This is a genomic window from Microbulbifer sp. HZ11 (genome assembly GCF_000708675.1).
Taxonomy (GTDB): domain Bacteria; phylum Pseudomonadota; class Gammaproteobacteria; order Pseudomonadales; family Cellvibrionaceae; genus Microbulbifer.
The window spans coordinates 671406-696770 of sequence record NZ_JELR01000001.1 but is presented as its reverse complement, the minus strand read 5'-3'; the positions used below and the strand labels follow the sequence as shown (position 1 = coordinate 696770).

The window sequence follows — 25365 nt, the reverse complement described above, 5'->3', positions numbered from 1 at the left end:
GTGCGGTGACTTTCGCAGTCAGATTAAAATCGTGGACACTCGTTTGACCGGTCAGCAGCAGTTGTTTGCACCACTGGGGCGGTCCTGCATTTCGTTCAATGCCTGTTGGTTAGGTTGGATAAAGCCGGTGTTCCCGCTTAGCGTCTGCTGTAGCACCTCCGTTACCCAGCTCGGAAGATCCGGCGCCAGACGGTAATACACCCACTGGCCGCGACGTTCATCCCGCAGCAATTCGCAGTTGCGGAGCTGTGCCAGGTGGCGAGAGATCTTGGGCTGGCTCTGGTTCAGTGCGCACATCAACTCACAGACGCACAGCTCTCCCTCACTGGCGATCAGCAAAAGGCTGCGCAGCCGAGTGTCATCGGCCAGACATTTAAAAACGGATACCGGGTTCATCGGGTACTCCAGGCCCCTGGGGGGGCTTCTATGCGGATTGCAGGTAGGATATTCGAAATAGCATATATATGCAAAAGCATATATTAATGCCTGAATCTACCCGCTGGAATGAACGTGCTGGGAGGAGGGCGCGGGGATGCTGCTGGAGGGGGAGGTAAGGCGCACCAGGCAGGCTGGTGCGCACTTGTGTCCGTTTGGTCAGATATCAAATTCCGCCCAAACTGGTGCGTGATCGGAGGGGCGTTCCATACCGCGAATATCGTAGTCGATACCGGTATTAACGCAGCGCTCGGCAAGCATCCGCGTCGCCAGAATCAGGTCGATACGCAGTCCGCGGCGGGGTTCGCGGTCAAACCCTCGGCTGCGATAGTCGAACCAGCTGAACAGGTCATTGGTCTCCGGATTCTGCGCGCGGAAGGTGTCTACCAGCCCCCAGTTGTGAATCTTCTCCAGCCATTCCCGCTCCTCCGGCAGGAAGCTGCATTTGCCGTCACGTAACCAACGTTTGCGATTGGGCTCACCAATGCCGATATCCAGGTCGGTCGGCGAGATATTCATGTCGCCGATCACCAGTACCGGCGCCTCCTTGTCGCAACTTTTGTTCAGGTAGGCATCCAGGTCCGCGTAATACTTGCGCTTGGCCGGGAATTTAACCGGATGCTCACGATTTTCGCCCTGGGGGAAGTACCCGTTGATAACCGTGAGCGGTTGCTCTGCACCGATATCAAACTGGCCAGCTACGAGGCGGCGTTGCGCGTCATCGGTGTCGGTGGGGAAACCGTATTGCTTTTTGATAAATGGATAACGGGAGAGAAGGGCAACGCCGTAATGGGTTTTCTGGCCGAAGTAAATCACCTCGTAGCCGAGGTCGCGAATCACATCTTCCGGAAAATCCTCGTCGGTAACCTTGGTTTCTTGCAGGCCGATGATGTCCGGTGACTGGGTTTTTACCAGTGCTTCCATCTGGTGCAGGCGTGCACGGATACTATTTACGTTAAAGGATACAACTTTCACTTTTCCCTCCCCCGATCAGTTTTATTAAGCGGTCAAAAAGCCAAAGCCCGCGGCTCGATATGAGCCGCGGGCTTGGTAATGTTTTTCTCAGCCTGGCCACCTTTCTTACAGCGGTCTCAGGCCACTTTGGTTGGGGCGAACCCGACTCAGTCGAAGTTGGCTACTTGCGGCGAGTTCGCGTGTTTCTTCAGGCCGATAAAATCGGCCATGATGTAGCCGGCTTCATTCAGTACCGGATCATCTTCCAGGGTGATTTCAGTAGGGCCACCTACTGGCGCAGTGTCGTCTGACTCACTCTTCTCGTAGGCTTCAAAGCTTTCGTAGGGCTCCAGTCCCTTCGCTTTGCGGCGCTCGTTTTCCATGGCGAGAATTTCCTGATTCAGGTTCTCCCGCTCTTGAATGCGCGCTTGCTCATTGAGGGATACCGTTTTGCGATCGGCACGCTCGGATTGATATTCGAACTGTTTGCGCAGGAAGACGAAGTCGGGGTCGGCCGCGGTGCGCTTTTCGTGTTTTTTCGAGAGCGCCGGTACCATGTCTTTCAGATTAAAGTACTTGGCGTGACGCACAGCGTGGATACGATCCCAGGGCAGGGCGGTATCGTAGGCACTTTCACCCACCTGTTCGCTGTCAATCAGCTGTGGCATGGCGATATCGGGCATTACGCCAGCGTGCTGAGTGCTGTCGCCAGAGACCCGGTAGAACTTCGACTGCGTGATTTTCAGCTGACCTTCTTTCAGGGGCGCCATGGTCTGCACGGTGCCTTTACCGAAAGACTGGTTTCCTACCACCAGACCGCGGTTGTAGTCCTGGATCGCACCGGCAAAAATTTCCGAAGCGGAAGCCGAGAGACGATTGATCAAAACCACGAGTGGGCCGCGGTACATGGCGCGTGAGCGCGAGCGGTTATGGCGGGAAATCTGCTCATTAGCGTGGCGAATCTGTACAACCGGACCCTGATCAATGAACAGGTCGGTGAGCATGGTGGCTTCCTGTAGTGAGCCGCCGCCGTTGTTACGCAGATCCAGAATGACACCGTCCACGCCTTCCTTCTGCAGTTCGTCCAGCAGGCGTGCTACATCACGAGTGGTACTTTTGTAGTTCGGATCGCGGCGACGGTAGGCTTCAAAGTCGATATAGAATGTGGGCAGGTTAATGACCCCTACCTTGTAATTCTGCTCACCGTCGGAAAACTCGAAAATCGCTTTCTTGGCTGCCTGGTCTTCCAGTTTCACCTTGCTGCGTTTGATCGTGATGGTGCGGTGGCTGCCGTCGCCGCCTGTGGGGATGGTTTCGAGGCGTACATAGGTACCTGCGGAGCCACGAATCAGGTCCACCACATCGTCCAGGCGCCAGCCCACAACATCGACCATTTCACCATTCTGATCCTGGCCGACGGCGACGATCTTGTCGTTCGGCTTGATTTTACCGGTGCGGTCAGCCGGACCGCCGGCGACCAGGCGTGCGACCTTGGTGTACTCATCTTCCATCTGCAATACGGCACCGATACCCTCCAGCGAGAGGGACATGCTCATATTGAAGTTCTCCAGGGAGCGGGGAGACAGGTAATTGCTGTGGGGGTCGTATAAACGGGTGAGCGAGTTCATGTAGAGCTCGAACACGTCGTCGCTGTTCTGTTGGCTGAGGCGCTTCAGCTGGCCTTTGTAGCGGCGCTTGAGCAAATCGGCGATTTCATCATCGCTTTTGTCGGTGAGACGCAGATTCAGCACGCTGCTCTTGAGACGCTTGCGCCATAGGTCGTCTGCTGCACTGATGGACTGGGGCCACTCGCTTTTTTCCCGGTCGAGCTCCAGGGATTCATCCTTGGTAAAGTCGAATTCGGGCAAGCCATTTTCCAGCTGCGACACGATATTGTTCAGGCGGTCTGATATGCGCAGGCGGTAGCGGTTGTAGATATCAAAACCGCGGTCCACGTTGCCCGCGCGTAAATCGTCGTCGAGCTTGGTGCGCCACTGGCGGAATTCATCGATGTCTGAGGACAGGAAGTAGCTTCGGGTGGGGTCGAGGCTGTCAATGTATTCGTCCCACAGGCCGGCAGACATCTCATCACCGACTTTCAGTTTGTTGTAATGCAGCATCTCGAGCTTGCTGACAATCTCGCGGGCGGTTCCACCCTGGTCTTCGTGGGGTTTGAGCTCTTCGGTGTCAGCGGCCAGGGCGGCCGGTGAAGTCATTACCAGGAGAGAGAGGGAAAGGCCGGAAATCAGCGCGGCTATTCGATTGCTAAGCATAAGGAGTCTCTTTATACGTCCTACTTCAAGGCGTCCCACTGTCATTTTCCCGAAAGGGGGCTTCCGGAGCAGTGGCGACTTATAGCTTAGGACAAGTATAAAGGCTGAAAGCTCCGAAAGGCATGAAATGCTTCTTGAACGAGGCGAAAGGTTCCTGGCTCAAGGCAATGGGAGGGAGGAATTTCCCGCCAGTCGCGTTGGCATGGTGAAAAATTACTCAGATTCAACCTTTGCTTCTGCCAACTCTGAGGGTGCCGCAGCGGGATTCTTCCTCAGGTGGGCGGAATTTTTCAGCATTTCCAGCATCGCTTCTACATGACGGGCACCGACTTCGGCAATGTTGAATGCCTCCGGCTTCATCAACCACTCCTGCAGTAAACCGATAATTCCGGCATGTACCAGCGGAACCGCGACCTCCACATCCAGATCTGAGGGCAGTTGCCCCACAGTCACCGCCCCCTGGATCAGGGTGCGCAAGCGCTCGGTGCCTTCTGCGTGACCCTCGCTGCAGCGCTGGTGAATCTCACCATTTTCCGGGACCCATTCGCAGCGCAGCAGAATGATGGCGAATATGCGGTGCCATTGCTCGTTCGACATAACCTCCCGGTACATGAACAGGCAGCGGTTCCTCAGTTCCCCCAGCGGATCGCAGGATTGATGGGGCGCCTGACACAGGGACTCGTCCGGCAGCTGAATGCGGTCGGCGAGGGCGCTGAACAGGTCCGCCTTGTTCTGGAAGTGGCCATAGACTGCGCCGCGGGTAACGCCCGCGAGTTCGGCGATCTCGGTTAGGGAGGGGCGAGAAACGCCCCTGCGGTCGAAGACTACCACCGCTGCATCCAGAATCTTTTCGCGGGTTTCCAGGGCGTCTTCTTTGCTTCGTTTGGCCATATCGAATCCTGATGAAAGGTACTGCGCGACGGGGTTCTGGCGCATCGCTAAGATGGCCGATCTTACTTTACATTCATGAATGAATAAATAGTTGATATTCATTCATGAATGTATTTAAATCGCCTCAGTTGCCGGACTGTCGCTGAAAGTCAGGTCAGTCCGGCAAGGGTTTTTCATACTTGCCCCTATGGGGCCAATACACTGAGCGGGTCTTTCAGTCACCCCGTCACGCTCTTCTACGACCGCCGCTCAGGTTCGCCTGAGGGGCGCCGTTTTTCCTGTTATCAATCGCGGTGGTGCCATGTGGCACCGGTATGGACGCAATCAAGAGGTCGTCATGTTGCACAAAAAGAAGTCGTTGATCTCCGGCAGTCTGTTGCTTGCCGTAGCGCTGCTAGCAGCCTGCGGAGAAAAACAGCCCGCCATGCAGGGACACACGCCGCAGGTCACCGTCGTCACGCTGGATACGCAGCCAGTCACATTGACCCGACAGCTTCCCGGTCGCACCAGTGCCTTCAAGGTGGCGGAAGTTCGTCCCCAGGTGGATGGCATCGTCAAGGATCAGCTGTTCAAGGAAGGAGGGCTGGTGGAAGCCGGCAGTGCTCTGTATCAGCTGGATGATGCCCGCTACCAGGCGGATTATGACAGTGCCAAAGCCTCTCTGGAGCGTGCCCAGGCCACACTGAGTGTCTCGAAGCTGCAGGCAGATCGCACCCAAGAACTGGTAAAGACCGGTGCAGTGAGCAAGCAGGACAACGACTCCGCCATTGCTGCACTGCAACAGGCGAAAGCAGATGTCGCATCGGCGAAAGCCGCGGTTCAGCGCGCCAAGGTGATGCTGGATTTTGCCCGTATCAGTGCACCGATCAGCGGCCGCATCGGGATTTCCTCAGTGACTCAGGGCGCACTGGTGACAACCAATCAGGCGGCACCGTTGGCAACAATCCAGCAGCTGGACCCGATTTATGTGGATCTCACCCAGTCGGTCAGCGAATTGCTGAATCTACGCAAGGCACTGGCCACGGGCAGTATGCAGGAAACCGACGACCTGCCCGTAACCATTCTGCTGGAAGACGGCAGTCCCTATCCCCACGCTGGAAAACTCGCATTCTCTGAAGTGAGTGTGGACCCGAGCACCGGCAGCGTGCGCCTGCGGGTAGTGGTGCCGAACCCGGATAACCTGCTGTTGCCCGGCATGTACGTGCGCGCATCGGTAGGTAGTGGTCAGCGCGACAACGCGGTACTGGTTCCACAGCAGGGTATTGCGCGGGATCCGAAGGGTAATACCACTGCCATGGTGGTCGGCGAAGGCAACACTGTGGAAGTGCGTCCGGTTCAGGTTTCCCAGACCGTTGGCAGCAACTGGTTGGTGGAGAGTGGTTTGAAGGCCGGTGATCGGGTGATCGTCGAAGGTCTGCAGAAAATCCGCCCGGGGGTGGTGGTAAATCCGGGAGAGGCGGCAGCCCCCGCACCGGTGGATCTGCCGGCGCCCAAAAATGAAACTGCAGGTAAGCCGCAGAACGACGCCAGCAAGGGGTAATTGAAATGGCAGGTTTCTTTATCGATCGCCCGATTTTTGCCTGGGTGATCGCCATCGTCGTGATGCTGTTTGGCAGTCTCGCGATCAGTAAATTGCCGGTAGAGCGATACCCGGATATTGCGCCACCGGTGGTCTCCATTACTGGTGCCTATCCCGGTGCCTCGGCGAAAGTCATCGAAGACTCGGTGACTCAGGTAATCGAGCAGAACATGAAAGGCCTTGATGGCCTTCTGTACATGTCGGCTACCAGTCAGTCTATTGGTACTGCGGAAGTGACTCTGACGTTTGCCAATGGTACCGACCCAGATATTGCCCAGGTACAGGTTCAGAACAAGCTGCAGCTGGCGATGCCGCTGTTGCCGGAAATCGTACAGCGGCAGGGGCTCACCGTCGGCAAGGGCCGGGCGGGCTTCCTGATGGTGGCGGGTTTCGTGTCCACTGACGGCAGTATGAAGAAAGAGGATATCGCCGATTATGTGGTATCCAATCTGGTAGACCCCCTCAGCCGGGTGCCTGGTGTGGGCAGCATTCAGGTGTTTGGGTCCAAATACGCCATGCGCATCTGGCTGGACCCGAACAAGTTGGATGCTTATAAACTGACACCTACGGACATCATCGCCTCGGTACAAAACCAGAACTCGCAAGTTGCGATTGGTAGCCTGGGTGGGACACCGGCAGTAGAGGGGCAGCAACTCACCGCAAGTATCACCGCGCAAAGCCGCATGCAGACACCGGAAGAGTTTCGCAATGTCGTGTTGCGGGCAAACTCCGATGGATCGGTATTGCGCCTGGGGGATGTCGCGCGGGTTGAAATGGGTACCGAAAGCTACGACTTCCTGACCCGCTACAACCGCGCGCCCGCTACCGGTGTGGCCATCTCCCTGGCGACCGGTGCCAATGCGCTGGAAACAGCCGAAGCGGTGAAGCAAAAGCTGGCAGAACTGGAGCCGAATTTCCCCACGGGCCTGAAGACGGTTATTCCTTTCGACACCACGCCGTTTGTTGAGGTGTCTATCAAGGGTGTTATCCAGACACTGGTTGAGGCGGTTATTCTGGTGTTCCTGGTGATGTTGCTGTTCCTGCAGAACCTGCGCGCTACCATTATTCCCACGATCGCGGTTCCCGTCGTGCTGCTGGGTACTTTTGGCGTTCTGTCGGTACTCGGTTTCTCGGTGAATATGCTCACCATGTTTGCGATGGTGCTGGCGATCGGCCTGCTGGTCGATGACGCCATCGTGGTGGTGGAAAACGTCGAACGTGTGATGCACGAAGAAAAGCTGTCGGCGAAGGAAGCCACCAAGAAATCCATGAAACAGATTACCGGTGCTCTGATCGGCATTGGTGTTGTGTTGTCCGCGGTATTCGTACCCATGGCGTTTATGGATGGCTCGACGGGTATTATTTATCGCCAGTTCTCTGCCACGATTGTCGCCGCCATGACCTTCTCGGTCATCGTCGCCATCGTACTTACCCCAGCGCTCTGCGCCACCATGTTGAAGCCCGGTGACCACGGTACCAAAAAGGGCTTCTTCGGCTGGTTTAACCGCAACTTCGATCGCAGCGCGGCATCCTATCAGCGCGGTGTGCGGGGCATTCTTGCTCGCAGTGGGCGCTTCATGGTGATCTTCGCACTACTGAGCGCGTTGATGGTGTTTCTGTTTGTTCGCTCGCCGAGTTCCTTCCTGCCGGAAGAAGACCAGGGTGTGCTTTTCTCACTGGTACAGACACCGGTGGGCGCGACCCAGGAACGCACTATGGAATCGGTTGAGAAATTGGAAAACCACTTTCTCGATAATGAGTCCGATCTGGTTGAATCTGTTTTCTCGGTGCAGGGCTTCAGCTTTGCCGGAAGTGGCCAGAATAACGCCATGGCGTTTATCAAACTGAAGGACTGGGACGAGCGTGAGGAGGAATCGGAGCAGGCTGGTGCCGTCGCCATGCGCGGTATGGGTGCCCTGAGTCAGATCAAGGACGCCATTGCCTATGCGTTCTCTCCACCCGCTTTGCCGGAATTGGGCACCTCGGCCGGCTTCGCCATGTATCTGAAGGATAACGCGAACCAGGGGCATGAGGCGCTGATCAATGCCCGCAACCAGCTGCTGGGTATGGCTGCCCAGAGTCCTCTGCTGGCCGGTGTGCGCCCGAATGGTCAGGAAGATACGCCCCAATTCAAGTTGAAGGTTAACAATGCCAAAGCGGCGTCGCTCGGCGTGTCCATTGGTGATATCAACAACACCCTTGGGGTTGCCTGGGGTGGCCAATATATCGATGATTTTATCGATCGCGGCCGGATCAAGCGCGTGTACATACAGGCCGATGCGCCGTTCCGTATGAACCCGGAAGACTTCCGTCTATGGTCAGTGCGCAACAGTAACGGTGAGATGGTCCCGGTGTCTTCCTTCGCGACGTTTGACTGGGATTACGGTTCGCCGCGTCTTGAACGCTATAACGGCGTGCCCGCTGTGCAGATTCAGGGGCAGGGTGCACCTGGGGTGAGCTCCGGTGACGCCATGGCAGAGATGGAGCGTCTGGTCAGCCAGTTGCCGGAAGGCTTCGGCCTTGAATGGACCGCACTGTCTTATCAGGAGCAGCAGGCCGGGTCGCAGACCACGTTGTTGTACGCGCTGTCGGTATTGATCGTATTCCTGTGCCTGGCGGCACTCTACGAAAGCTGGACGGTGCCCACCGCCGTGCTGCTGGTGGCGCCATTGGGTATTCTCGGTGCGATCGTCGCCAGTAACCTGCGCGGTTTCGAACGCGATATCTATTTTCAGGTGGCGATGCTCACGACCGTGGGGCTTACCAGTAAAAACGCTATTTTGATCGTGGAATTTGCCAAGCAGAACCTGGAAGCCGGTATGGAGCTGATTGAAGCCACAATGGCGGCGGTACGCGACCGTCTGCGCCCGATCATTATGACCTCGCTGGCCTTTGGTCTTGGTGTGTTGCCGTTGGCAATTGCGTCCGGCGCGGGCTCGGGTGCGCAGCAGGCCATCGGTACCGGCGTGCTCGGTGGCATGATTGTGGGCACACTGCTGGGTATATTCTTTATCCCGCTATTTTTTGTCGTGGTACAGAAGTTGTTCGGCAAAACGGTGGCGAGCACCGAAGGCGAAAATTTTGTCGGTAAGCTCGGGATCGAAGCGGAGCGCGCCGAGCGACGCTCAGAACCCGCGTAGACCGATGTTAAGTCTGTAAACCTTTGGCCGGGCATCGCGAAAGCAGCCCGGCCTTTTTTGTGTTCGGCAGTTACGTCTTGCTCAACGTACGATCGCCACAGATTTGATCTGGGCCCACACGGCAGTGCCTTTTTCAAGTTCAAGCAGGTGAGATGATCGCCGGGTAATCCGCGCAATAACACAGGAATGCTTTTCACTGCCCGTTATGTTGCGGGGGCGCAGTCGCACCAACACCATCGCCGGGTCTGAATCTGCGGATACTTCATCCACACACATTGGTAGCCGGTTCAGGATGCTGGATTGCTGATCTTCCTCCAGGGTCAGGCTTACATCCCGCGCGAGGATTCGAACGCGAAGCTGCTCACCAACGGACTCACCACTGTCTCGTAGCCACAGCTCGCCGCCTCCAAATCTTGCGCGCATCAAATTCCACTCAGGGTTTCGGTCCATGACTTCTGCACCCAGCAATACCCCCAGGTCATCGCCTACCTGCACCGGGAAATCCGTGCGCGACAGCAATTCGGTGGCCGCACCCGCGCACTGGATTCGGCCGTTCTCCAGAAGCAGTAAGTGGTCGGCAAGACGGGCAATTTCCTCGATGGAGTGACTGACATAGAGAATGGGTATGTCGAGGGAGCGATGCAGCTTTTCCAGGTAAGGCAAAATTTCCCGCTTGCGGGCCTGATCCAGTGCCGCAAGCGGCTCATCCATCAGCAGAAGCTCGGGTTTTACCAGTAGTGCGCGGGCAATGGCAACCCGTTGCTGCTCACCGCCAGACAGGGCATCTGGTCGTTGGGAAAGTAATGGTGCTATCCCCATCAGTGCCACGATTTCATCGAATTCTTGGTCGGTGACCGTCTGCGCGGCACGCTTGCGGGCGAATGACAGATTGCCTTCGGCGGTGAGGTGTGGGAAGAGGCTGGGTTGCTGAAATACATATCCCAGTGGACGCCGGTGAACCGCAAGCCTGCTGTCGCGGCTATCCGGTGACTGCCAGCAGGTGCCGTTCACCAAAAGACTGGCATTTTCACAGGGCTGCAGGCCGGCGATACAGCGCAGAAGCGTGGTTTTTCCTGAGCCCGATGGCCCGAAGATACCGGTAACCCCATGGCCGGGTATTTCGAAATCAACGTCGAGTGTAAACGGCTCGCCGCCCGTGCTGTCCCGTAGCGGCAGTAAGAAACGTCCGGCGATCACATTTTGTGGGGGGCGCTTGTTATGGGCCATACCGCCACCTCAATGCTGCGTGGCGACGCTGCAGAGTGTACAGGGCCAACAGTACGGTAAATGAAAATACGAGCATCGCCGCAGAGAGCCAATGCGCACGGGCATACTCCAGCGCTTCGACATGATCGTAAATCTGCACAGAAACCACGCGGGTTTCGCCGGGGATATTGCCACCGATCATCAAAATAACGCCGAACTCGCCCACGGTATGCGCAAAGCCCAGCACCGTTGCCGTAACGATACCGGGTTTCGCCAGTGGCAGTGTGATATGCCAGAAGCGGTCCCAGGGGCCAGCGCGCAACGTAGCCGCGACTTCCGCGTGCCTGCGGCCCTGGGCTTCAATCGCATTCTGAATAGGCTGGACGACAAAGGGCATGGAGTAGAGCAGTGAAGCAAAAACCAGACCGGCGAAGGTAAATGGCAGCGTGCCGAGCCCGAGGGACTCGGTAAGTTTCCCCATGGGGCCTGCGGGGCCCATAAAAATGAGCAGATAAAATCCCAGCACCGTCGGCGGCAATACCAGCGGCAGGGTAACCACGGCGCTCACCGGGCCCTTCCAGCGGGATTGGGTGTTTGCCAGCCAGTAGGCCAGCGGAGTGCCGAGGATCAACAAAAGCAGGGTCACCGTTCCGGCGAGCTTTAGCGTCAGCCAGATTGCGGTGAGATCGGATTCACCCAGCATCTACTTTCTCCACCGGGGTCTGTGTTGGGGTCCCAACCCGGTAGCCGTAGCGTTCAATAATACGCTGCGCCTGCTGTCCCTGGAAAAAGGCCCAGAATGCGTCCGTTGCGGTGCGCCTTCCCTGTTCTCGGTCACGCTGCAGAATAACCGCATCCTGACGAATGGGCTGGTGCAAAGTATCGGGCACGATCCACCCAGAGCCCGCGGTCAGATTACCGTTGAGAAATACCTGTGACAGCGCGATAAATCCCAGTTGCGCATTCCCACTGGCGACGTATTGATACGTTTGCGCAATGTTTTCACCCACAACCCGTTTCGCCCTGGTCTCGTCTTCGAGTTTCAGAGCGTGCAATACCTCCATAGCTGCAGCGCCATAAGGGGCCAGCCTCGGGTTGGCAATGGCGAGATGGCGAAAGGCGCCAGATTCGAGAGCCTGGCGCTCACCGCCGGCGAGCGTGCTATTTGCCGTCCACAGAATAAGTCGGCCCCGCGCATAAGTAATACGGCTGGCGGGATCGGCGGATCCCGCGCTAATCAGATAGGAGACTTTGTCCTGGTCTGCAGAAAAAAAGGCTTCAAATGGTGCCCCGTGCTGAATCTGGGCAAGCAGTTTTCCGGAAGAGCCGAAGGCGACGCGCACCCTATGCTCGGAGGTGGACTCAAATGCCGTTACGATCTCGGTCATGGGGGCGGAAAAATTAGAGGCAACGGCGAGAGTGATCTCTTCAGCCAGGGTAGCAGAGCATCGCAGAAGTGCCGACAGTGCAACCAGTGCGACGCTCGCCCGGCTGATCATCCGGTACTGTATAGGCCTACTCGCCACGACTGCTCTCCTGGCCGCACTGATGGTGAAGTGTAAGAATGTAGCGCATTATACGACTAAATCATGTGGTGCCCGCCATGGCCATCCCTTACGAGTATTACCGATGACCGACAGTACGCCCGATATTCGCGACAGCACAGGCCATACCCCTGAGCCTGACGCGGTAGGAACCGCGCTGCAAGACCCGCAGTTCGTCACCGAGCTGCGTCAGCAGATGCTGAAGTTCGCCCGCTTGCAGCTACGGGATGACCATCTGGCGGAGGATGCTGTACAGGAAGCTTTGGCGGGTGCACTCAAGAACGCGGACTCTTTTCGCCGCCAGTCGGCGTTGCGAACCTGGGTGTTTTCTATTCTCAAGTTCAAGATCACCGATCTTCTGCGCTATCGGCAGAAAGTCATCGCCACCAGCGAGCTTGGGGACGATGAGCACCGGGAGCAGGAGTTTTCCGAAATTCTGTTCAATCACGCCGGGCACTGGCACAAGGCTGAACGCCCGCGCGATTGGTCTGGTCCCCAGGGAGGGGTACACAGTGACCATTTCTGGCGGGTGTTCGATGCATGCCTGAATGGGCTACCAGAGCAGCAGGCGAGGGTATTTATGATGCGTGAATTTATCGAGCTGGAGTCGGATGAGATCTGCGATCAGTTGTCACTTTCGACCAGCAATCTGCATGTCATTCTGTATCGTGCGCGCCTGCGATTGCGAGAATGCCTGGAAAATGGCTGGTTTGACTCGAACGATCGTGGGGAGGCAGCGTCATGATGAACTGTAAGCAGGCCACGCGATTGCTATCTGAACGCATGGAGCGGGAGCTGAGTCCACGGGAAAAGTTGGGTCTCAAGGTACATCTCATGATGTGCCGCGGTTGCCGGAATTTTGGCCGGCAGATGGGCACACTGCGCGACTTGGCAAAGGCCTACGCTAAATCTGACGCGGGTCAGCGGACCGATAAACAATCCGCTGATTCGGGCTCCGGGTCCGATGGCGGCGAGGTCTAGCTCCCGGAGACAGGCAGGACCGGTGCCTCGGTGACCGCAGATTTGGGGCCGTACCAGAAGCGGTAAAAATCTTCGGTCACTTTTTGCTCGATGTCGGTGGCGTCTTCTCGGGGACAGAACAGGGTGATGGTGAGTACATCGTGCCCGAGCTCGCTGGTGGTGATCTTAATCTTGGGTTCGGTACCGGCGAGATCGACCCCCATGCGACTTTCAATCAGTTTACAGTAGCGTTCTGCTACATCTTTGAACGACTCGCAGTGTTCCAGAACACGCTCGGTAATAAACGCTTTAATGGCAAACGGGTTCTCGCCTTTGCTTTCGCGCACGATCGAAAATGTGTGCTCGATATATCGGCGCATAAAGTTCAGGTTTTTCACCGGTTGGGAAAAGAACACGCTGTTTGGTACATACAGTGTGGTTCCTGTGTAGCCGTTGCCCAGACCGTGCGGGTCGATCTCCAGCAAGGTTGTGCTCAGCCAATTATTGTCGATCACCTCACCAAATTGCTCGCCAATCTTGACCCAGTCGCCAATGGTAAAGGAGCGCATGCCGGCCTGATAGATACCTCCAACCAGGCACTGCACCACGTCACGCAGCGCAATTACGATTGCCACAGAAAAGGCGGCGATAGACAGGGCAAAATTGCGCAATTCGGACACCCAGATCGCAAACAGCCCGATCACCATGATGAGATTGCCGAAATTGTGCACCATATGCACCCGCCGGCGAATATCCTGACGGGCCCAGCTGGTTTTGCGAAAAGCGTGTGTCAGCAGGTAGCGGATCAGAATTATGCCGGCGATTAACACCAGGCTCCAGGCTAGTTGGCTGTCTAATAAAGGGCGAATGAATTCGCTGTTCATGAAGGGCTCGGTCAATCGGTAATCGGTAGGGTTTGCCGCCAGTGCCATGGCTTCCTCCGGCAGAAACAATCATTGCCAGGTCGAGAGCCTAAGTATGGCGTGCAGGTTTGGGGTGGGCGAAATTTCAGGCGGCAGTGTAGCCGATGGGAGGAAAACGCCGCAATGCTTGTTGCTGGGAAAGGCTCAGGGGATGGCTCTGGTTTTGGGGCTCATGGCCCCGATTCGCGTTCCAGTTCCGCTAGTTTCACGGCCAGGTTTTCCATGAGGGTGCTGGCTGCGTTGTCTGTCATCCGCTGTCCCTCCTCAATATATTCCCAGACCGTCGCATCACTCTTCCAGCCGCCCTGTTTCTTGATCAGCTCAAAGTCTACCTTTGCCCGGGCCGCCGAAGTCGACATGCCGCGCCGGAAACTATGACTACTCAGGGCATCGACAAAGTCGAACCCGCAGGCGGTCGCAAGCTGTTTAAGGATGTGATTCACCGCCCCAGGATTCAGAGGCTTTTCCTGAACCCGGTCCCAACGTGTAACGGCGCGAAAAACCGGGCCCCGTTCAATAAGTGCGTGCTCCAGCCAGCGTCTGAGCGCCCTCAGGGGGCAAACATCCGGCGTGCCAAAGGGGAGTGCGCGTTCCATACCTTCTCCGGTTTGGTCCGTTTTTGACCGGGGTAAAAATACGATGAGGCCATCTTCTTCCCACCTCAGATCTTCCACCCGGATTGAAACCAGCTCGCTACGGCGAAAGGCTCCGAAATAGGCCATCAGCACCAGCGCCAGGTCCCGGCGGCTTTTATGGCTTTCCGGGCTGCTACGGATATGTCGTGCGAGGGCGGCAATATGTTCCGGGCGGAGGGCTTTGGCCTTCTTCTTTGGTTGTGCGTGCAATCGGCGAATACCGCGCATGGTTTTCTGAATCAACGGATCGAGTGTGGGGCTGGCGATGCCCTGGTAGCGGTGCCATTGCCCGATAGCGGTCAGATGCAGATCCAGGGTACGGGGGTTGACGGTTTCAGCGCGCTCCAGCAGGTAGCGGACCAGGGCATCGGTGTTGGCGGGAAGGCGCCCGCCCCATTTTTCGAACTGGCGGATCGCAGATCGATAGGCACGTCGTGTACTTTCCGATGTCGCGGCATTCAGATATTCCCGCAGCTGAGGGTGCCGCGCGGGTGTGGTACTTGTCTGTGTGGCAGGGGTCTTTTCAGTTATGTGCACCTGGGCTAGGGGCTCGTCGTCGCTAAGCATTATTGACCGCTGGATGTTGCGCGAAGGTAGCGTTGTACCGGCGCTATGTTGAAGTCGTGGCTTTATTAAAATAAACCGATGATAAGTTTAATTATCGTCGGTTATGGTGTGGTTATCAAAGGTTGATTATCGATTCGAGAATAATGTAATAATACGTAACATGTAATGCGGTACGAAATAATTCCGAAACCTGGAGAGAACGAAATGGCGCGGTCCGGCGTGGGATATATCGACATTGCCAAAGCGGCAGAAGCGCTCAAGCAGCGCGGCGAAGAGCCCACCGTAGACCGGGTGCGGGCGGAGTTGGGAACGGGCAGTAAAAGTACCATCGCACCGCTGTTAAAACGGTGGCGTACCGAAGTTCAGGGTGAGGTGATTGACACCGGTGATCTGCCGCGAGAGCTGGTAGATGCGCTAAAAGAGTTGTACGGGCGTGTGCGGGCTCAGGCTGATCTCGAGGTTGAAAAAATTCGCGAGGAGTCGGAGCGTATTCAGGGAAATCTTGAGCAGGAGCTTGCACAGACCCGAAGTGCACTGTCGGTACGGAGTGCTGAACTGGAGCAACTGGAGCAAAAGTTGCAGGTGTCGGAGGGGGAGGGCCGCAGCCTGTCCCGACGCCTCTCAACAGCGCTTTCCGAGCTGGAAAAGAGTGAGTTTCAGCGCGATGAGGGGGCGAAGCGCACTGAGGAGCTGAAAGCGACGGTTGAAGAATTGAAGGCAGAAAATCGGGATATCCGCGAGCATTTTGAGCATTATCAGCAGCGTATGGCAGAAGATCGGCAGCAGGAGCGGGATCAGGCGCGTCTGGTCGCGGACCAGCTTCGCCATCAGGTCGCGAGCCTGGGGGAACAATGCGCGCAGCGTGAGCGCAGCATTGCGCAGCTGAATCAGCAATTGGAATCGGCGCATAATCGTTGTCGTGAGCTCGAAGCCGAAAGGCAGCTGTTGATCGCCGATGTCGAGGTGCAGCGGGGGAAACTCGCAGAGACTGAGCGATCGCTGCTCAGTCTGCAGCAGCAGCTCCAACAGAAGAGCGCGGAGTGTGAGCAGCACTTGGTGCAGGCCGGCGCGCTGGACGCGCAATTGTCGGCATCCATTCGTGAAGTGGAATGGCGGCAGTCGCTGGTCGATAAGCTCGAAATCGAGGTGTTGGCACTGCGAGATGCTGTGGAAACACTGAGGCAGGAAAATCGGGCGGCTCTTCAAGAGAAGGCGGAACTGCAAGGCAGGTTCAGGCAGCTGGAGCAATCGCTGGCTGCGGCAAGTTCAGCGTAGTGCCCTCTTTTAAACCCTATTGACCACTACCCACAAAACCAAAAAAAGATAAGGAAAGCCCATGGATGAGCCACGCGAGCACCAGCTGAGCATGAGCGTATTGATGACCCCGGATATGGCCAATTTTACCGGCAAGATTCACGGAGGTGATCTGCTCTCGTATCTGGATAAGGTCGCCTATTCCTGCGCCAGTCGCTATGCGGGGCAGTATGTTGTCACTTTGTCGGTTGACCGGGTGGTGTTTCGCCAGGCGATCAATGTGGGAGAGTTGGTGACCTTTCTCGCGTCGGTCAATTACACCGGCAATACATCGTTGGAAGTCGGTATCAAGGTGGTCACTGAAGATATCCGGACCCGCGTTGTCCGTCATACCAATAGCTGCTACTTCACCATGGTGGCGCTGGACGATAATGGCAAGCCTACGCCGGTGCCGCCTCTCAAGCCAAAAACCGTGGTCGAAAAGCAGCGTTTCGAAGCGGCCATGTTGCGCCGCAAGCTGCTGCATGAGCAGGAAGCGGCACACGATGCGATCAAGGAAAAGGTGCGTGGTTTTCAGTTTGAAAGCTGACTCGCTCGCTACGCGGATCAGTTCACCGCGTAGCGCATTTCCTGGCCAGAGGGCAGGGCAGTGATATCGAGAAAGTAGGTCATATAAAAATGCATGGCTCTCGCAGCCTGCTGATCGGTGTCAAGTAGGGCGCTCAAAGGCGGGTGAAAGGTGATGAGGTGGGCCATTTCCAGATGGTAGTCCGCGCATTGGCTGGGCAACGCGTCGGCAAGTACGGTGGCGATTTGACGGGCAACCAGGGGCGCGCTGCCGAAGTCCGTCAACACGCGGGTCATGCGTCGGCAGAAGCGCTCTCGATGGACCAGCTCCGGCGCGAAAAGTTCAATAGCGAAATAGATTTGTTGGCCGATAGACATAAAGCTCCCCCCGAGTAAAACGAGCGGCGCATCCTAGCGTTTACGTAGTCCGGAACCTATACGATATGGGCGCTTTGGCATGAATCGGCTGCCAAAATTTGTAACCAGTCGGTCATAGGATGCGGGCAACGCCAGTTCCACCAGTTGCGGGGGCGTCAATGGCGCCAATTGCCACCGTCTAGGCCGAAATCCAGCCTCCCACAGCTCCGCCAATGACTGCCAGCCGGGGCGGGAGCTTCCAGAATACCGGGGTGACCACTGCAGCGAGTTCCAGCGCGAAACCCTGCGAGCGATGAATCGCTAGGGCTACAGATTCCGGTACGGTCCGGTACGGATAGAATATACGGGGACAACCAGGCGTCCCGCAGCTATTCAACTTTCCGCCCCTTGCCACTTTCCGCTCGCACCCGGTTTTCCGTCTGTACATAGACCGTATCGGTTGTAGCCATGCTGGAATGGCCTAAATCTTCAGATAGATCCTTGAGTGCGCGGCCGCGCTCAACTTCCATGCTCGCGCCGGTGTGCCGGAGCCAGTGGGTCGAGGCCTCACGCAGTTTGCGCGCGCTGTCTTCACCCTCGGCTTGGCGCATATCGTCGTAGGCGCGATCGAATACCTGCTGGACGATCCGTGCCAGCTGCCGTGCTGTCATGCCGCCCTGACCGCGGATTTTTTCGACGATAGGGTGGTTTTCACCGGTGACGGGTAGGGGGCTTAACCCTCGGTAATGCCGGTAGCGCTTCAGGTACGGAATAAAGCTTGGCGGGACCGTGATATCCCTTAACTTGCGCCCTTTTCCGTAAATTTTCAGCCACCAGTTACCATCGGAATCCTGCCAGAAATGGCTCATCAGCGGCGACCAGGCGCGACGCTCGGAGAGCTCGGAAATCCGCAGAAACAGCGTCTTGAGCGCACAAATAATAAACAGGCTGCGCTCATGGATGGGATCTTCATCGGCCATCGTGTGTGCCACATTGAAGACATACTGCCACTGCGCCTCGGTTAAGCGCCGGATTTCCTTGACCTGGGCATCTCTGATGAAATGCCGGCAATCACCCTTGGCGATCTGCGCGGGGTTTCCATACAGGTATTCTTCGTTCATCAGGTATTTGTAGAATGCGATGATGCCGGTAAAAATCCCGGTCAGAGTCTGCTGCGATGGACGGTATTTCTTTTTGTCTGGTTCTTCATCGGCAGCCGGACGGTTTTTGGGTAGCTTGAGCCGAAACGGCGCCCAAGCAGGATTCTGTACGTAGCGGCCATTCGTCAGCTGAAACTTTTCGTGATTCGCGAGGCAAATCCAATCTACCGGCGGCTGCCAGCAGAAATCGGCGTACTCGAGGATGTCAGCTTTGCGCAGTCGGTCCATGGGTCTTTGCTTGATCTGAAACACCCATAACAGGAAACGCTCAGTTTCATTACGAAACCGTGTGTAGGTGTGTTCAGACTTGTTGCGGCCGATATAGCTGAGAAACTCCTGGCCCCAGAGCCAGTGTTCCATCCACCAGGATTCACCGGATGCCAGGTAGTCTTTAAGATCCGGGAAATCACCAAAGAACGTTTTGTCTGGGCTGACGGGCTTGAAGCCTTTGATGGCGTCATAAGTTGGGTACAGCGCGACGGGTTTCGGGATCGCCATATCTGGAGCCTGAGCGAGGTTTTTGTTGGTTTATGGAGCCAAAAGCCGATTCTAACCGCTTCCATATATATTGTCGAACACTAAACAGTATTGGACATAACTGAAGCCCTCTCCGTATAAGGCCTGTAGCCTACCAGTTAGAAAAACAGCAAACCTACGTCACATTGGCACATGGCAAATTAGCCACGCGGCGGGTCTGGATACCTCGAAAAGCACAAGTCAAAATCAGCCGATTCTGGCTTGATCGCTTCCAGCTCTGACCATATTTCCAAGATCACCGATTGGACCTGGCTGGCCTGCTCAGCTGATCCAGTTCGGGCCTCGATGGTTGGTCGATCCAGCCCGGCAAAAAACTCTCGAGCCGATGCAATTTCATCGGCGAAAAACGTAAATGTACTCCTTCACTTCCAACCCCTTAGTTCTAAAATATCAACAAAACGATGACTTGATTTAATTTTGGCTAAAATTTCCAGAATACCGGTCGCCCCTCTAATAGTGGCGCATTGGACCGCGCCACGTTAGCGGAACACATAACTCGCTACGGTACGCTCGCAACGATGGGAAAACCTTTTAGACCGTGAAATAGATTAAACCGTACTACGAAGTCCACTATTTATCGATTTTAGATATGCACTGAACGCAGGTACAGAGGCGATTGCGAGAGTCGCGATAAGCACTGCGCCGACAAGCTTCAAGGTTTCGCTTGTTAGCGGTGTCGCGGTCAGATAAATGCCAAAACACTCGTTCACCAATGGCTCCAACAGCCACTGACCGGCCAAGACCGCAGAAAATGCGCCTGCGGCCCCAAGCAGTACCACCAATAGCGCCTCCGCCTGAATCAGCAAAAACAATTGCAGCGGCCCCGCGCCAATCACCCGTAGCAATGCAATCTCCCTGCGCCGTTCACGCATGGATGTAAGCAACATGATGCAAAGGCCAAGCAACGCTGCAAGAACCACCATGGCGGAGATCAACAATAATATTTTCTCTACCATACCGAGCATTTGCCACATCTGGGATAGCGCTACGCCGGGCAAAATGGCAAGTAGCGGTTCGCCGCGGTACTGATTGATCTGTCGCTGTAGCTGAAAGGTAGCCACGCGGGAAACCAGCCCGAGCATAAATGCAGTAATACTACTGGGTGTCAGATCCGTATGTTCCTGTGCGTGGGGTTTGTGTACCGCTTCCATCCCTTCGAGACTGATGTAAAGGGCTCGATCCACCGGAGTGCCTGTGGCTTCGAGTATCCCGCTGATGATAAATGGGTGCTCTTCGTGGTGGCTGAAGCTGGTACTTCCCAGCCCGTGTGCGAGCACCAGGGAGTCTCCCCGTTCATATTTCAGCTGTTGTGCCACTGCGGCACCGAGTACCACATCGTGTGTTTCTGAGAAAGGGCGGCCACTGGCAAAGGTCAGCGCCCTGCTCTGGCCATATTGGTAGTGACGGAAAAAGTCATCGCTGGTACCCACAACCCGGTAACCGCGGTGAGAATCACCAAGGGAAATCGGAATCGTCCAGGCAATGCGTGGCTGCTCGGCTATATCGCGATACGCCTGCCAGGAAATATTGTTACTGGGTGTGCCGATGCGAAATACACTGTACAAGAGAAGGTTGATCTCGCCGGTGCGCGCGCCGACGATCAGGTCTACCCCAGAGACGGTGCGATTGAAGCTATCACGCGCTTGGTTGCGAACCTGTTCGACCCCGAGAAGTACCGTCAGGCTCACTGCGACCGAGAGTACCGCGAGAAGCACACTACCGCGGCGATGCATCAGGCTGCGCCAGGCGAGTTTAAGCAACATCGACGGCCTCCGGTTGCCAGGCCTGGTTCAGTTCTCGCATATCGGCGGTCACTGCAAAGTGTTGTGCCAATGTCGTGTCGTGACTGACAAAAATCAGTGTGTTTTCCGTGCCGGCGTAGCTTTCCATCAGCAACTGTACAAACGCATCGCGGGCATCCCGGTCCAGTGCGGACGTGGGTTCGTCTACGAGTAACAGTTGAGGCTGGTTGATGAGCGCGCGGGCAATGGCCACGCGCTGTTGTTGTCCCACACTGAGTGCTTCTGCGGGGCGTTGTAGCAGGTTATGGGGCAGCTTCAGCTGCGCAATCAAAGCTGCTGCCCGTTCGCGCACGTCGCCGCCACCGCCAAACTGCGCCGCAAGGCGGAGATTATCCATCACGCTGAGATAAGGAATCAGATTGAACTGCTGAAATACCACACCGATATGCTGTGCGCGATACTTGTCGCGTCCGCGATTACTCAATGCATTCAGTGACTGCCCGAAAATCTCTAGTTGTCCCTCCCCTTTCTTTGCAACCAACGTTCCCGAAAGTAAGTTCAGAAGCGTGGATTTGCCGGAGCCGGAGGGACCGCGCAGGAATACGCGGCTTCCCTGCGGCACTTGCCAATCGGCAACGTCCAGCACAGGTGCCGTGTTCCCGTAAGCAAACCGGAGGTTGTCTATGGCGACGGCGATGGCTTTCATGGCACCGCTGCTACCGGTAATTCGCCATTGCGCAGGCAGGCACTCTGATGCTCTGCTTCCCCTTTTAATACCGGCACCTGTTCGGCGCAGACCTCGGCTGCGTGGGGGCAGCGGGTGCGGAAGACGCAGCCACTTGGGGGATTGATCGGCGAAGGCAGATCCCCTTCGAGTAACTGAATCTGTTTGTCTTTTTCTTTTTTCGGGTCCGGAATCGGCACCGCAGACATCAATGCCTGGGTGTATGGGTGCCTGGGGTCGGCAAAGAGCTTGTCCTTGGTGCCGGCCTCTACCGCATTGCCGAGGTACATGACGATCACACGGTCCGAGATATGCTTCACCACGGACAGATCGTGGGCAATAAAAATCAGCGACAGGTTCATTTCCCGTTGCAGTTGCTTGAGCAGGTTGACCACCTGCGCCTGAATCGAAACGTCCAGCGCCGATACCGGCTCATCGCAGATAATCAGTTTCGGGTCGAGAATCAGTGCGCGCGCAATACCGATGCGCTGGCACTGCCCTCCGGAAAATTCGTGCGGGTAGCGGTTGACCAGATTGGGCAGCAGGCCCACTTTCTTCATCATAGCCTGCACTCTTTCGCTGACCTGCTCCCTGGGAACGTCCGGGCGCAGGGTGCGTAACGGTTCGGCGATAATATCGCCGATGGTCATGCGCGGATTGAGTGAAGCCAGGGGATCCTGGAAGATCATCTGTATGTCTTTGCGGGTGGCGCGCAGGGATTTTTCATCCAGCGCGGTGAGATCCTGGCCGAGCCACAAGACGTTGCCATCGGTCACTTTGGTAAGCCCGATAATGGCGCGCGCCAGAGTTGATTTACCGCAGCCGGACTCCCCCACAATACCGAGGGTTTCTCCCGCGTAGAGCTTCAGGTCCACACCATTCACCGCCTTCAGGTTGGCGGGTTTGGTCCACGGCCAGGCGTTTTCCTGCTTGATGGAAAAGTGCACCTTGAGCGCCTGTACATCCAGCAAAACTTCGTTGTCGGTGTGTTGTATATTCCGCATCAGCTGGCCTCCGGAATTTCGGCTAAATCCGCGTGGCAGGCACGCATGCGCGTTTGCTCGAAAGAGGTCAGTGCGGGGGCCTGCTGGCGGCAGTGCTCCTGTACCCGATGACAGCGTTCCTGAAATGGGCAGCCGCTGGGCAGGTTGAGCAGGTTGGGCGGATTGCCGGGTATGGTGGGTAGTGCACCCTCTTCTGAATCAAGCCGAGGAATCGCCTGCAGCAGCCCCTCGCTGTACGGATGGCTGGGGCGGTAGAAAATATCGTCGGCGCTGCCGTATTCCATGGTGCGCCCCGCATACATGACCAGAACCTTGTCACAGGCACCGGCCACAACGCCGAGGTCGTGGGTAATCATGATGATGGCGGTATTGAAATCCCGCTTCAGCTCGTTCAATAGCGTGAGAATCTGCGCTTGAACCGTCACATCCAGTGCGGTGGTGGGCTCATCGGCAATCAGCAGTTCGGGCCGGCAGAGCAGCGCCATGGCAATCATCACCCGCTGGCGCATGCCCCCGGAGAACTCGTGGGGATACATATTGAGGCGTTTGTGTGCCTCTGGAATCTTTACCGCATCGAGCATCTGTCTGGCTTCAGCGAGGGCGTCCCGTTTGCTCAACCCCTTGTGTTTGATCAGCACCTCTGCCAATTGATTGCCCACTTTCATATAGGGGTTCAGGGAGGTCATTGGGTCCTGGAAAATCATTGCGATTTTATCCGCGCGAATCTTGTTTAGTTCGCGCTCCGGCAATCCCAGGATTTCCTGCCCCTTAAAATTGGCGCTGCCGCTGACGATCCCGTTTTTGGCCAGTAGCCCCATCATGGCGAATACGGTCTGGGTTTTGCCAGAGCCGGACTCCCCAACGATACCCAGGGTCTCCCCTACATCGAGAGAGAAATTCAAATCATTGACAGCAGTAACGGCGCCCTCTGGTGTGGTGAATTCCACACGCAGGTTTTTGACGTCGAGTAAGTTCATGGGCACCTCTCTAGCGATCTTTCGGGTCCAGCGCATCGCGCAGGCCGTCACCGATAAAATTGAAACAGAACAGGGTCGTCACCATAAAGAGCGCGGGCACAATCAACTGCCAGAGGGCGATCTCCATGGTCTGGGCGCCCTCGTTCATCAGTGAGCCCCAGGAGGTCATGGGTTCCTGAACACCCAGTCCCAGGAAACTGAGGAAGGACTCGAACAGGATCATCTGCGGCACCAGCAGCGTGGCATAGACCGCGACGATGCCTAGTACGTTGGGAACAATATGCCGGGTAATCATGGCCCACTTGGATACCCCGTAAACGGTGGCCGCCTCGACGAACTCCTTGCTTTTAATGCTCAGGGTCTGACCGCGCACGATCCGCGCCATATCCAGCCAGCTGACTGCGCCAATGGCGATAAAGATCAGCAGGATATTGCGACCGAAGAACGTCACCAGTAGGATGACGAAGAACATAAACGGGAAAGAGTAAAGAATTTCCAGCGTACGCATCATGACACGGTCGGTGCGACCGCCGACAAAGCCTGCGGTGGCGCCGTAGAGGGTGCCAATCAGGACCGCCACCAGTGCCCCCATCACACCCACCATCAGCGAGATGCGTCCGCCCATGGCGGTACGTACAAACAGGTCGCGGCCGAGTGAGTCGGTGCCGAAGTAGTGGCCGGAGGCCAGTGAAGGTGCGGCGTGCATTGCGCCCCAGTCTACTTCATCAAACGCAAACTGGCTCAAAGCCGGACCGATAAAAACAAACAGCGTGACCAGTGCAAGAATGATCAGGCTGGTCAGGGCGGCGCGGTTATTGAAAAAGCGGCGGCGCGCGTCGTCCCACAAGCTGCGGCCTTTGACTTCCAGCTGTGTAGAAAGGTTTTCAACCGCTTCTCTATTGGCAGTAGTCGATAACATCAGAGTGACCTCAGCTTACGCGTAGCGGATTTTGGGGTCGACCACTGCGTACAGAATGTCGACAATCGCATTGAAAGTGATGGTGAGCGCGCCGACCAGAATGGTCAGGCCCAATACCATGGAGTAGTCGCGGTTGAGGGCGCCATTGACAAATAACTGGCCGATTCCGGGTAAACCAAAAATGGTCTCGATCACCACCGAGCCGGTGATAATGCCCACTAGCGCAGGCCCCAGATAGGACAGCACCGGCAAAATGGCCGGCCGCAGTGCGTGGCGCACGATGATATAGGGCACGGACAGGCCCTTGGCTTTGGCGGTACGGATAAAATTGGAGTTCAGGACCTCAATCATACTGCCGCGCATAATGCGCGAGATGGAAGCGATGTAGTACAGGGACATCCCCAGCACCGGCAGCACCACATACTGGGCCGCTCCATTGTGCCAGCCACCCGCGGGCAACCAGTCGAGCCAGATAGCGAAGATCAATACCAGTAACGGAGCGAGTACAAAACTGGGTATCACCACTCCGGCCATGGCGCTGGTCATGATGGTGTAGTCGAGCCAGGTGTTCTGACGCAGCGCGGCGATGGTGCCGAAGCACACCCCGCAGGTGACCGCGACAATAAACGCAAACAGGCCAATCTTGACCGAGACCGGCAAGGCCTGGGCCACCAGCTCGTTCACACTGAAGTCTTTGTATTTGAAGGATGGACCGAGATCACCCTGCAGCAGACCACCGAGATAGCTGAAATATTGCTGGTAGACGGGCTTGTCGAAGCCGTATTTTGCCTCGATATTCGCCATCACCTCTGGGGTCATGGTGATTTCAGCGGAGAAAGGATTGCCGGGCGCAAAGCGCATCAGGAAGAAGGAGACCGTAATCAGAATAAACAGTGTGGGAATCGCTTCCAACACACGTTTGGCGATAAATCTCAACATATGTGATTTCTTTTATCGTTTTTGTTGGCAACTTACTTGTTGTGAAATGCTTCCTTACTTAAAAATACCCGGAACTTC

At 56.3% G+C, this 25365-nt stretch carries 23 protein-coding genes; 6 read left to right on the top strand and 17 right to left on the bottom strand.

The window, feature by feature from the left end; all coding sequences use genetic code 11:
* Positions 1-51: 51 nt before the first annotated feature.
* The 4 genes from AU11_RS03020 to AU11_RS03005 form a co-directional block, all read right to left on the bottom strand.
* On the bottom strand, positions 52-396 hold the full coding sequence (locus AU11_RS03020; RefSeq protein ID WP_043316335.1) for a metalloregulator ArsR/SmtB family transcription factor: 345 nt from the start codon (positions 394-396) through the stop codon (positions 52-54).
* 198 nt (positions 397-594) lie between these two features.
* Positions 595-1410 carry an exodeoxyribonuclease III gene (gene xthA, locus AU11_RS03015; protein WP_043316334.1) on the bottom strand — a complete coding sequence of 272 codons (816 nt, stop codon included), beginning with the start codon at positions 1408-1410 and terminating at the stop codon, positions 595-597.
* Between the two features lie 146 nt (positions 1411-1556).
* On the bottom strand, positions 1557-3662 hold the full coding sequence (locus AU11_RS03010; protein WP_051686896.1) for a carboxy terminal-processing peptidase: 2106 nt from the start codon (positions 3660-3662) through the stop codon (positions 1557-1559).
* Positions 3663-3875: 213 nt separating this feature from the next.
* Entirely contained in the window at positions 3876-4553 is a 678-nt protein-coding gene (locus AU11_RS03005) for a TetR family transcriptional regulator (RefSeq protein WP_051686895.1), read from the bottom strand.
* Between the two features lie 337 nt (positions 4554-4890).
* On the opposite strand from AU11_RS03005, the gene AU11_RS03000 reads away from it, so the two are divergent.
* Both AU11_RS03000 and AU11_RS02995 read left to right on the top strand, forming a co-directional pair.
* Complete coding sequence (locus AU11_RS03000) at positions 4891-6093, top strand: efflux RND transporter periplasmic adaptor subunit (RefSeq protein WP_043316333.1); 1203 nt, start codon at positions 4891-4893, stop codon at positions 6091-6093.
* A gap of 5 nt (positions 6094-6098) precedes the next feature.
* Positions 6099-9272: an efflux RND transporter permease subunit gene (locus AU11_RS02995; RefSeq protein ID WP_043316332.1), complete on the top strand. Its 3174-nt coding sequence runs from the start codon at positions 6099-6101 to the stop codon at positions 9270-9272.
* A gap of 81 nt (positions 9273-9353) precedes the next feature.
* On the opposite strand, the gene modC is transcribed toward AU11_RS02995, so the two are convergent.
* From modC to modA, 3 genes are read right to left on the bottom strand one after another with little or no spacing between them, the layout of a single operon-like run.
* Positions 9354-10499, bottom strand: a complete 1146-nt coding sequence (gene modC / locus AU11_RS02990; protein ID WP_081847900.1) for a molybdenum ABC transporter ATP-binding protein — start codon at positions 10497-10499, stop codon at positions 9354-9356.
* On the bottom strand, positions 10489-11181 hold the full coding sequence (modB, locus tag AU11_RS02985) for a molybdate ABC transporter permease subunit (protein WP_043316330.1): 693 nt from the start codon (positions 11179-11181) through the stop codon (positions 10489-10491). Before modB ends, modC begins: the two co-directional genes overlap by 11 nt.
* The gene (gene modA, locus AU11_RS02980; RefSeq protein WP_231491502.1) at positions 11171-12004 is read right to left on the bottom strand and encodes a molybdate ABC transporter substrate-binding protein; all 834 of its coding nucleotides are present in this window, start codon (positions 12002-12004) and stop codon (positions 11171-11173) included. Before modA ends, modB begins: the two co-directional genes overlap by 11 nt.
* 103 nt (positions 12005-12107) lie before the next feature.
* Here modA and AU11_RS02975 point away from each other — a divergent pair, with 103 nt between their 5' ends.
* Both AU11_RS02975 and AU11_RS18625 read left to right on the top strand, forming a co-directional pair.
* Positions 12108-12767: an RNA polymerase factor sigma-70 gene (locus AU11_RS02975; protein WP_043316326.1), complete on the top strand. Its 660-nt coding sequence runs from the start codon at positions 12108-12110 to the stop codon at positions 12765-12767.
* Positions 12764-13003, top strand: coding sequence for a zf-HC2 domain-containing protein (locus AU11_RS18625; RefSeq protein WP_043316324.1), 240 nt, complete (start codon positions 12764-12766; stop codon positions 13001-13003). Before AU11_RS02975 ends, AU11_RS18625 begins: the two co-directional genes overlap by 4 nt.
* On the opposite strand, the gene AU11_RS02965 is transcribed toward AU11_RS18625, so the two are convergent.
* Entirely contained in the window at positions 13000-13914 is a 915-nt protein-coding gene (locus tag AU11_RS02965) for a mechanosensitive ion channel family protein (RefSeq protein ID WP_231491500.1), read from the bottom strand. The two genes, AU11_RS18625 and AU11_RS02965, sit on opposite strands and share 4 nt — an antisense overlap.
* 161 nt (positions 13915-14075) lie before the next feature.
* Positions 14076-15107, bottom strand: a complete 1032-nt coding sequence (locus AU11_RS02960; protein WP_081847899.1) for a site-specific integrase — start codon at positions 15105-15107, stop codon at positions 14076-14078.
* Positions 15108-15272: 165 nt separating this feature from the next.
* On the opposite strand from AU11_RS02960, the gene AU11_RS02955 reads away from it, so the two are divergent.
* Positions 15273-16382: a DNA-binding protein gene (locus AU11_RS02955; protein ID WP_081847898.1), complete on the top strand. Its 1110-nt coding sequence runs from the start codon at positions 15273-15275 to the stop codon at positions 16380-16382.
* A 61-nt stretch (positions 16383-16443) separates the two neighbouring features.
* The gene (locus tag AU11_RS02950) at positions 16444-16950 is read left to right on the top strand and encodes an acyl-CoA thioesterase (protein ID WP_043316320.1); all 507 of its coding nucleotides are present in this window, start codon (positions 16444-16446) and stop codon (positions 16948-16950) included.
* 17 nt (positions 16951-16967) lie between these two features.
* Here the strand turns inward: AU11_RS02950 and AU11_RS02945 are convergent, their stop codons facing one another.
* The 8 genes from AU11_RS02945 to oppB all read right to left on the bottom strand — a co-directional run bounded on the left by AU11_RS02945 (position 16968) and on the right by oppB (position 25287).
* The gene (locus tag AU11_RS02945) at positions 16968-17306 is read right to left on the bottom strand and encodes a hypothetical protein (protein WP_156035109.1); all 339 of its coding nucleotides are present in this window, start codon (positions 17304-17306) and stop codon (positions 16968-16970) included.
* Between the two features lie 368 nt (positions 17307-17674).
* Positions 17675-18943 carry a site-specific integrase gene (locus tag AU11_RS02940; RefSeq protein WP_043316318.1) on the bottom strand — a complete coding sequence of 423 codons (1269 nt, stop codon included), beginning with the start codon at positions 18941-18943 and terminating at the stop codon, positions 17675-17677.
* Between the two features lie 587 nt (positions 18944-19530).
* The gene (locus tag AU11_RS02935; protein WP_043316317.1) at positions 19531-20745 is read right to left on the bottom strand and encodes an FtsX-like permease family protein; all 1215 of its coding nucleotides are present in this window, start codon (positions 20743-20745) and stop codon (positions 19531-19533) included.
* Positions 20735-21430: an ABC transporter ATP-binding protein gene (locus AU11_RS02930; protein WP_043316316.1), complete on the bottom strand. Its 696-nt coding sequence runs from the start codon at positions 21428-21430 to the stop codon at positions 20735-20737. Before AU11_RS02930 ends, AU11_RS02935 begins: the two co-directional genes overlap by 11 nt.
* On the bottom strand, positions 21427-22452 hold the full coding sequence (oppF, locus tag AU11_RS02925; RefSeq protein ID WP_043316314.1) for a murein tripeptide/oligopeptide ABC transporter ATP binding protein OppF: 1026 nt from the start codon (positions 22450-22452) through the stop codon (positions 21427-21429). Before oppF ends, AU11_RS02930 begins: the two co-directional genes overlap by 4 nt.
* Positions 22452-23429: an oligopeptide ABC transporter ATP-binding protein OppD gene (gene oppD, locus AU11_RS02920; RefSeq protein ID WP_043316312.1), complete on the bottom strand. Its 978-nt coding sequence runs from the start codon at positions 23427-23429 to the stop codon at positions 22452-22454. Before oppD ends, oppF begins: the two co-directional genes overlap by 1 nt.
* A gap of 10 nt (positions 23430-23439) precedes the next feature.
* Positions 23440-24348, bottom strand: a complete 909-nt coding sequence (gene oppC / locus AU11_RS02915) for an oligopeptide ABC transporter permease OppC (RefSeq protein WP_043316311.1) — start codon at positions 24346-24348, stop codon at positions 23440-23442.
* A 15-nt stretch (positions 24349-24363) separates the two neighbouring features.
* The gene (oppB, locus tag AU11_RS02910; protein ID WP_043316309.1) at positions 24364-25287 is read right to left on the bottom strand and encodes an oligopeptide ABC transporter permease OppB; all 924 of its coding nucleotides are present in this window, start codon (positions 25285-25287) and stop codon (positions 24364-24366) included.
* Positions 25288-25365 lie beyond the last annotated feature (78 nt).

Excerpts from the sequence above, each read along its gene's own strand:
- AU11_RS03020 (WP_043316335.1), bottom strand. The coding sequence starts at position 396 with ATGAACCCGGTATCCGTTTTTAAATGTCTGGCCGATGACACTCGGCTG.
- AU11_RS03010 (WP_051686896.1), bottom strand. The coding sequence starts at position 3,662 with ATGCTTAGCAATCGAATAGCCGCGCTGATTTCCGGCCTTTCCCTCTCT.
- AU11_RS03005 (WP_051686895.1), bottom strand. The coding sequence starts at position 4,553 with ATGGCCAAACGAAGCAAAGAAGACGCCCTGGAAACCCGCGAAAAGATT.
- AU11_RS03000 (WP_043316333.1), top strand. The coding sequence starts at position 4,891 with ATGTTGCACAAAAAGAAGTCGTTGATCTCCGGCAGTCTGTTGCTTGCC.
- AU11_RS02995 (WP_043316332.1), top strand. The coding sequence starts at position 6,099 with ATGGCAGGTTTCTTTATCGATCGCCCGATTTTTGCCTGGGTGATCGCC.
- modC (WP_081847900.1), bottom strand. The coding sequence starts at position 10,499 with ATGGCCCATAACAAGCGCCCCCCACAAAATGTGATCGCCGGACGTTTC.
- modB (WP_043316330.1), bottom strand. The coding sequence starts at position 11,181 with ATGCTGGGTGAATCCGATCTCACCGCAATCTGGCTGACGCTAAAGCTC.
- AU11_RS02975 (WP_043316326.1), top strand. The coding sequence starts at position 12,108 with ATGACCGACAGTACGCCCGATATTCGCGACAGCACAGGCCATACCCCT.
- AU11_RS18625 (WP_043316324.1), top strand. The coding sequence starts at position 12,764 with ATGATGAACTGTAAGCAGGCCACGCGATTGCTATCTGAACGCATGGAG.
- AU11_RS02965 (WP_231491500.1), bottom strand. The coding sequence starts at position 13,914 with ATGGCACTGGCGGCAAACCCTACCGATTACCGATTGACCGAGCCCTTC.
- AU11_RS02960 (WP_081847899.1), bottom strand. The coding sequence starts at position 15,107 with ATGCTTAGCGACGACGAGCCCCTAGCCCAGGTGCACATAACTGAAAAG.
- AU11_RS02955 (WP_081847898.1), top strand. The coding sequence starts at position 15,273 with ATGCGGTACGAAATAATTCCGAAACCTGGAGAGAACGAAATGGCGCGG.
- AU11_RS02950 (WP_043316320.1), top strand. The coding sequence starts at position 16,444 with ATGGATGAGCCACGCGAGCACCAGCTGAGCATGAGCGTATTGATGACC.
- AU11_RS02945 (WP_156035109.1), bottom strand. The coding sequence starts at position 17,306 with ATGTCTATCGGCCAACAAATCTATTTCGCTATTGAACTTTTCGCGCCG.
- AU11_RS02940 (WP_043316318.1), bottom strand. The coding sequence starts at position 18,943 with ATGGCGATCCCGAAACCCGTCGCGCTGTACCCAACTTATGACGCCATC.
- AU11_RS02935 (WP_043316317.1), bottom strand. The coding sequence starts at position 20,745 with ATGTTGCTTAAACTCGCCTGGCGCAGCCTGATGCATCGCCGCGGTAGT.
- AU11_RS02930 (WP_043316316.1), bottom strand. The coding sequence starts at position 21,430 with ATGAAAGCCATCGCCGTCGCCATAGACAACCTCCGGTTTGCTTACGGG.
- oppF (WP_043316314.1), bottom strand. The coding sequence starts at position 22,452 with ATGCGGAATATACAACACACCGACAACGAAGTTTTGCTGGATGTACAG.
- oppD (WP_043316312.1), bottom strand. The coding sequence starts at position 23,429 with ATGAACTTACTCGACGTCAAAAACCTGCGTGTGGAATTCACCACACCA.
- oppC (WP_043316311.1), bottom strand. The coding sequence starts at position 24,348 with ATGTTATCGACTACTGCCAATAGAGAAGCGGTTGAAAACCTTTCTACA.
- oppB (WP_043316309.1), bottom strand. The coding sequence starts at position 25,287 with ATGTTGAGATTTATCGCCAAACGTGTGTTGGAAGCGATTCCCACACTG.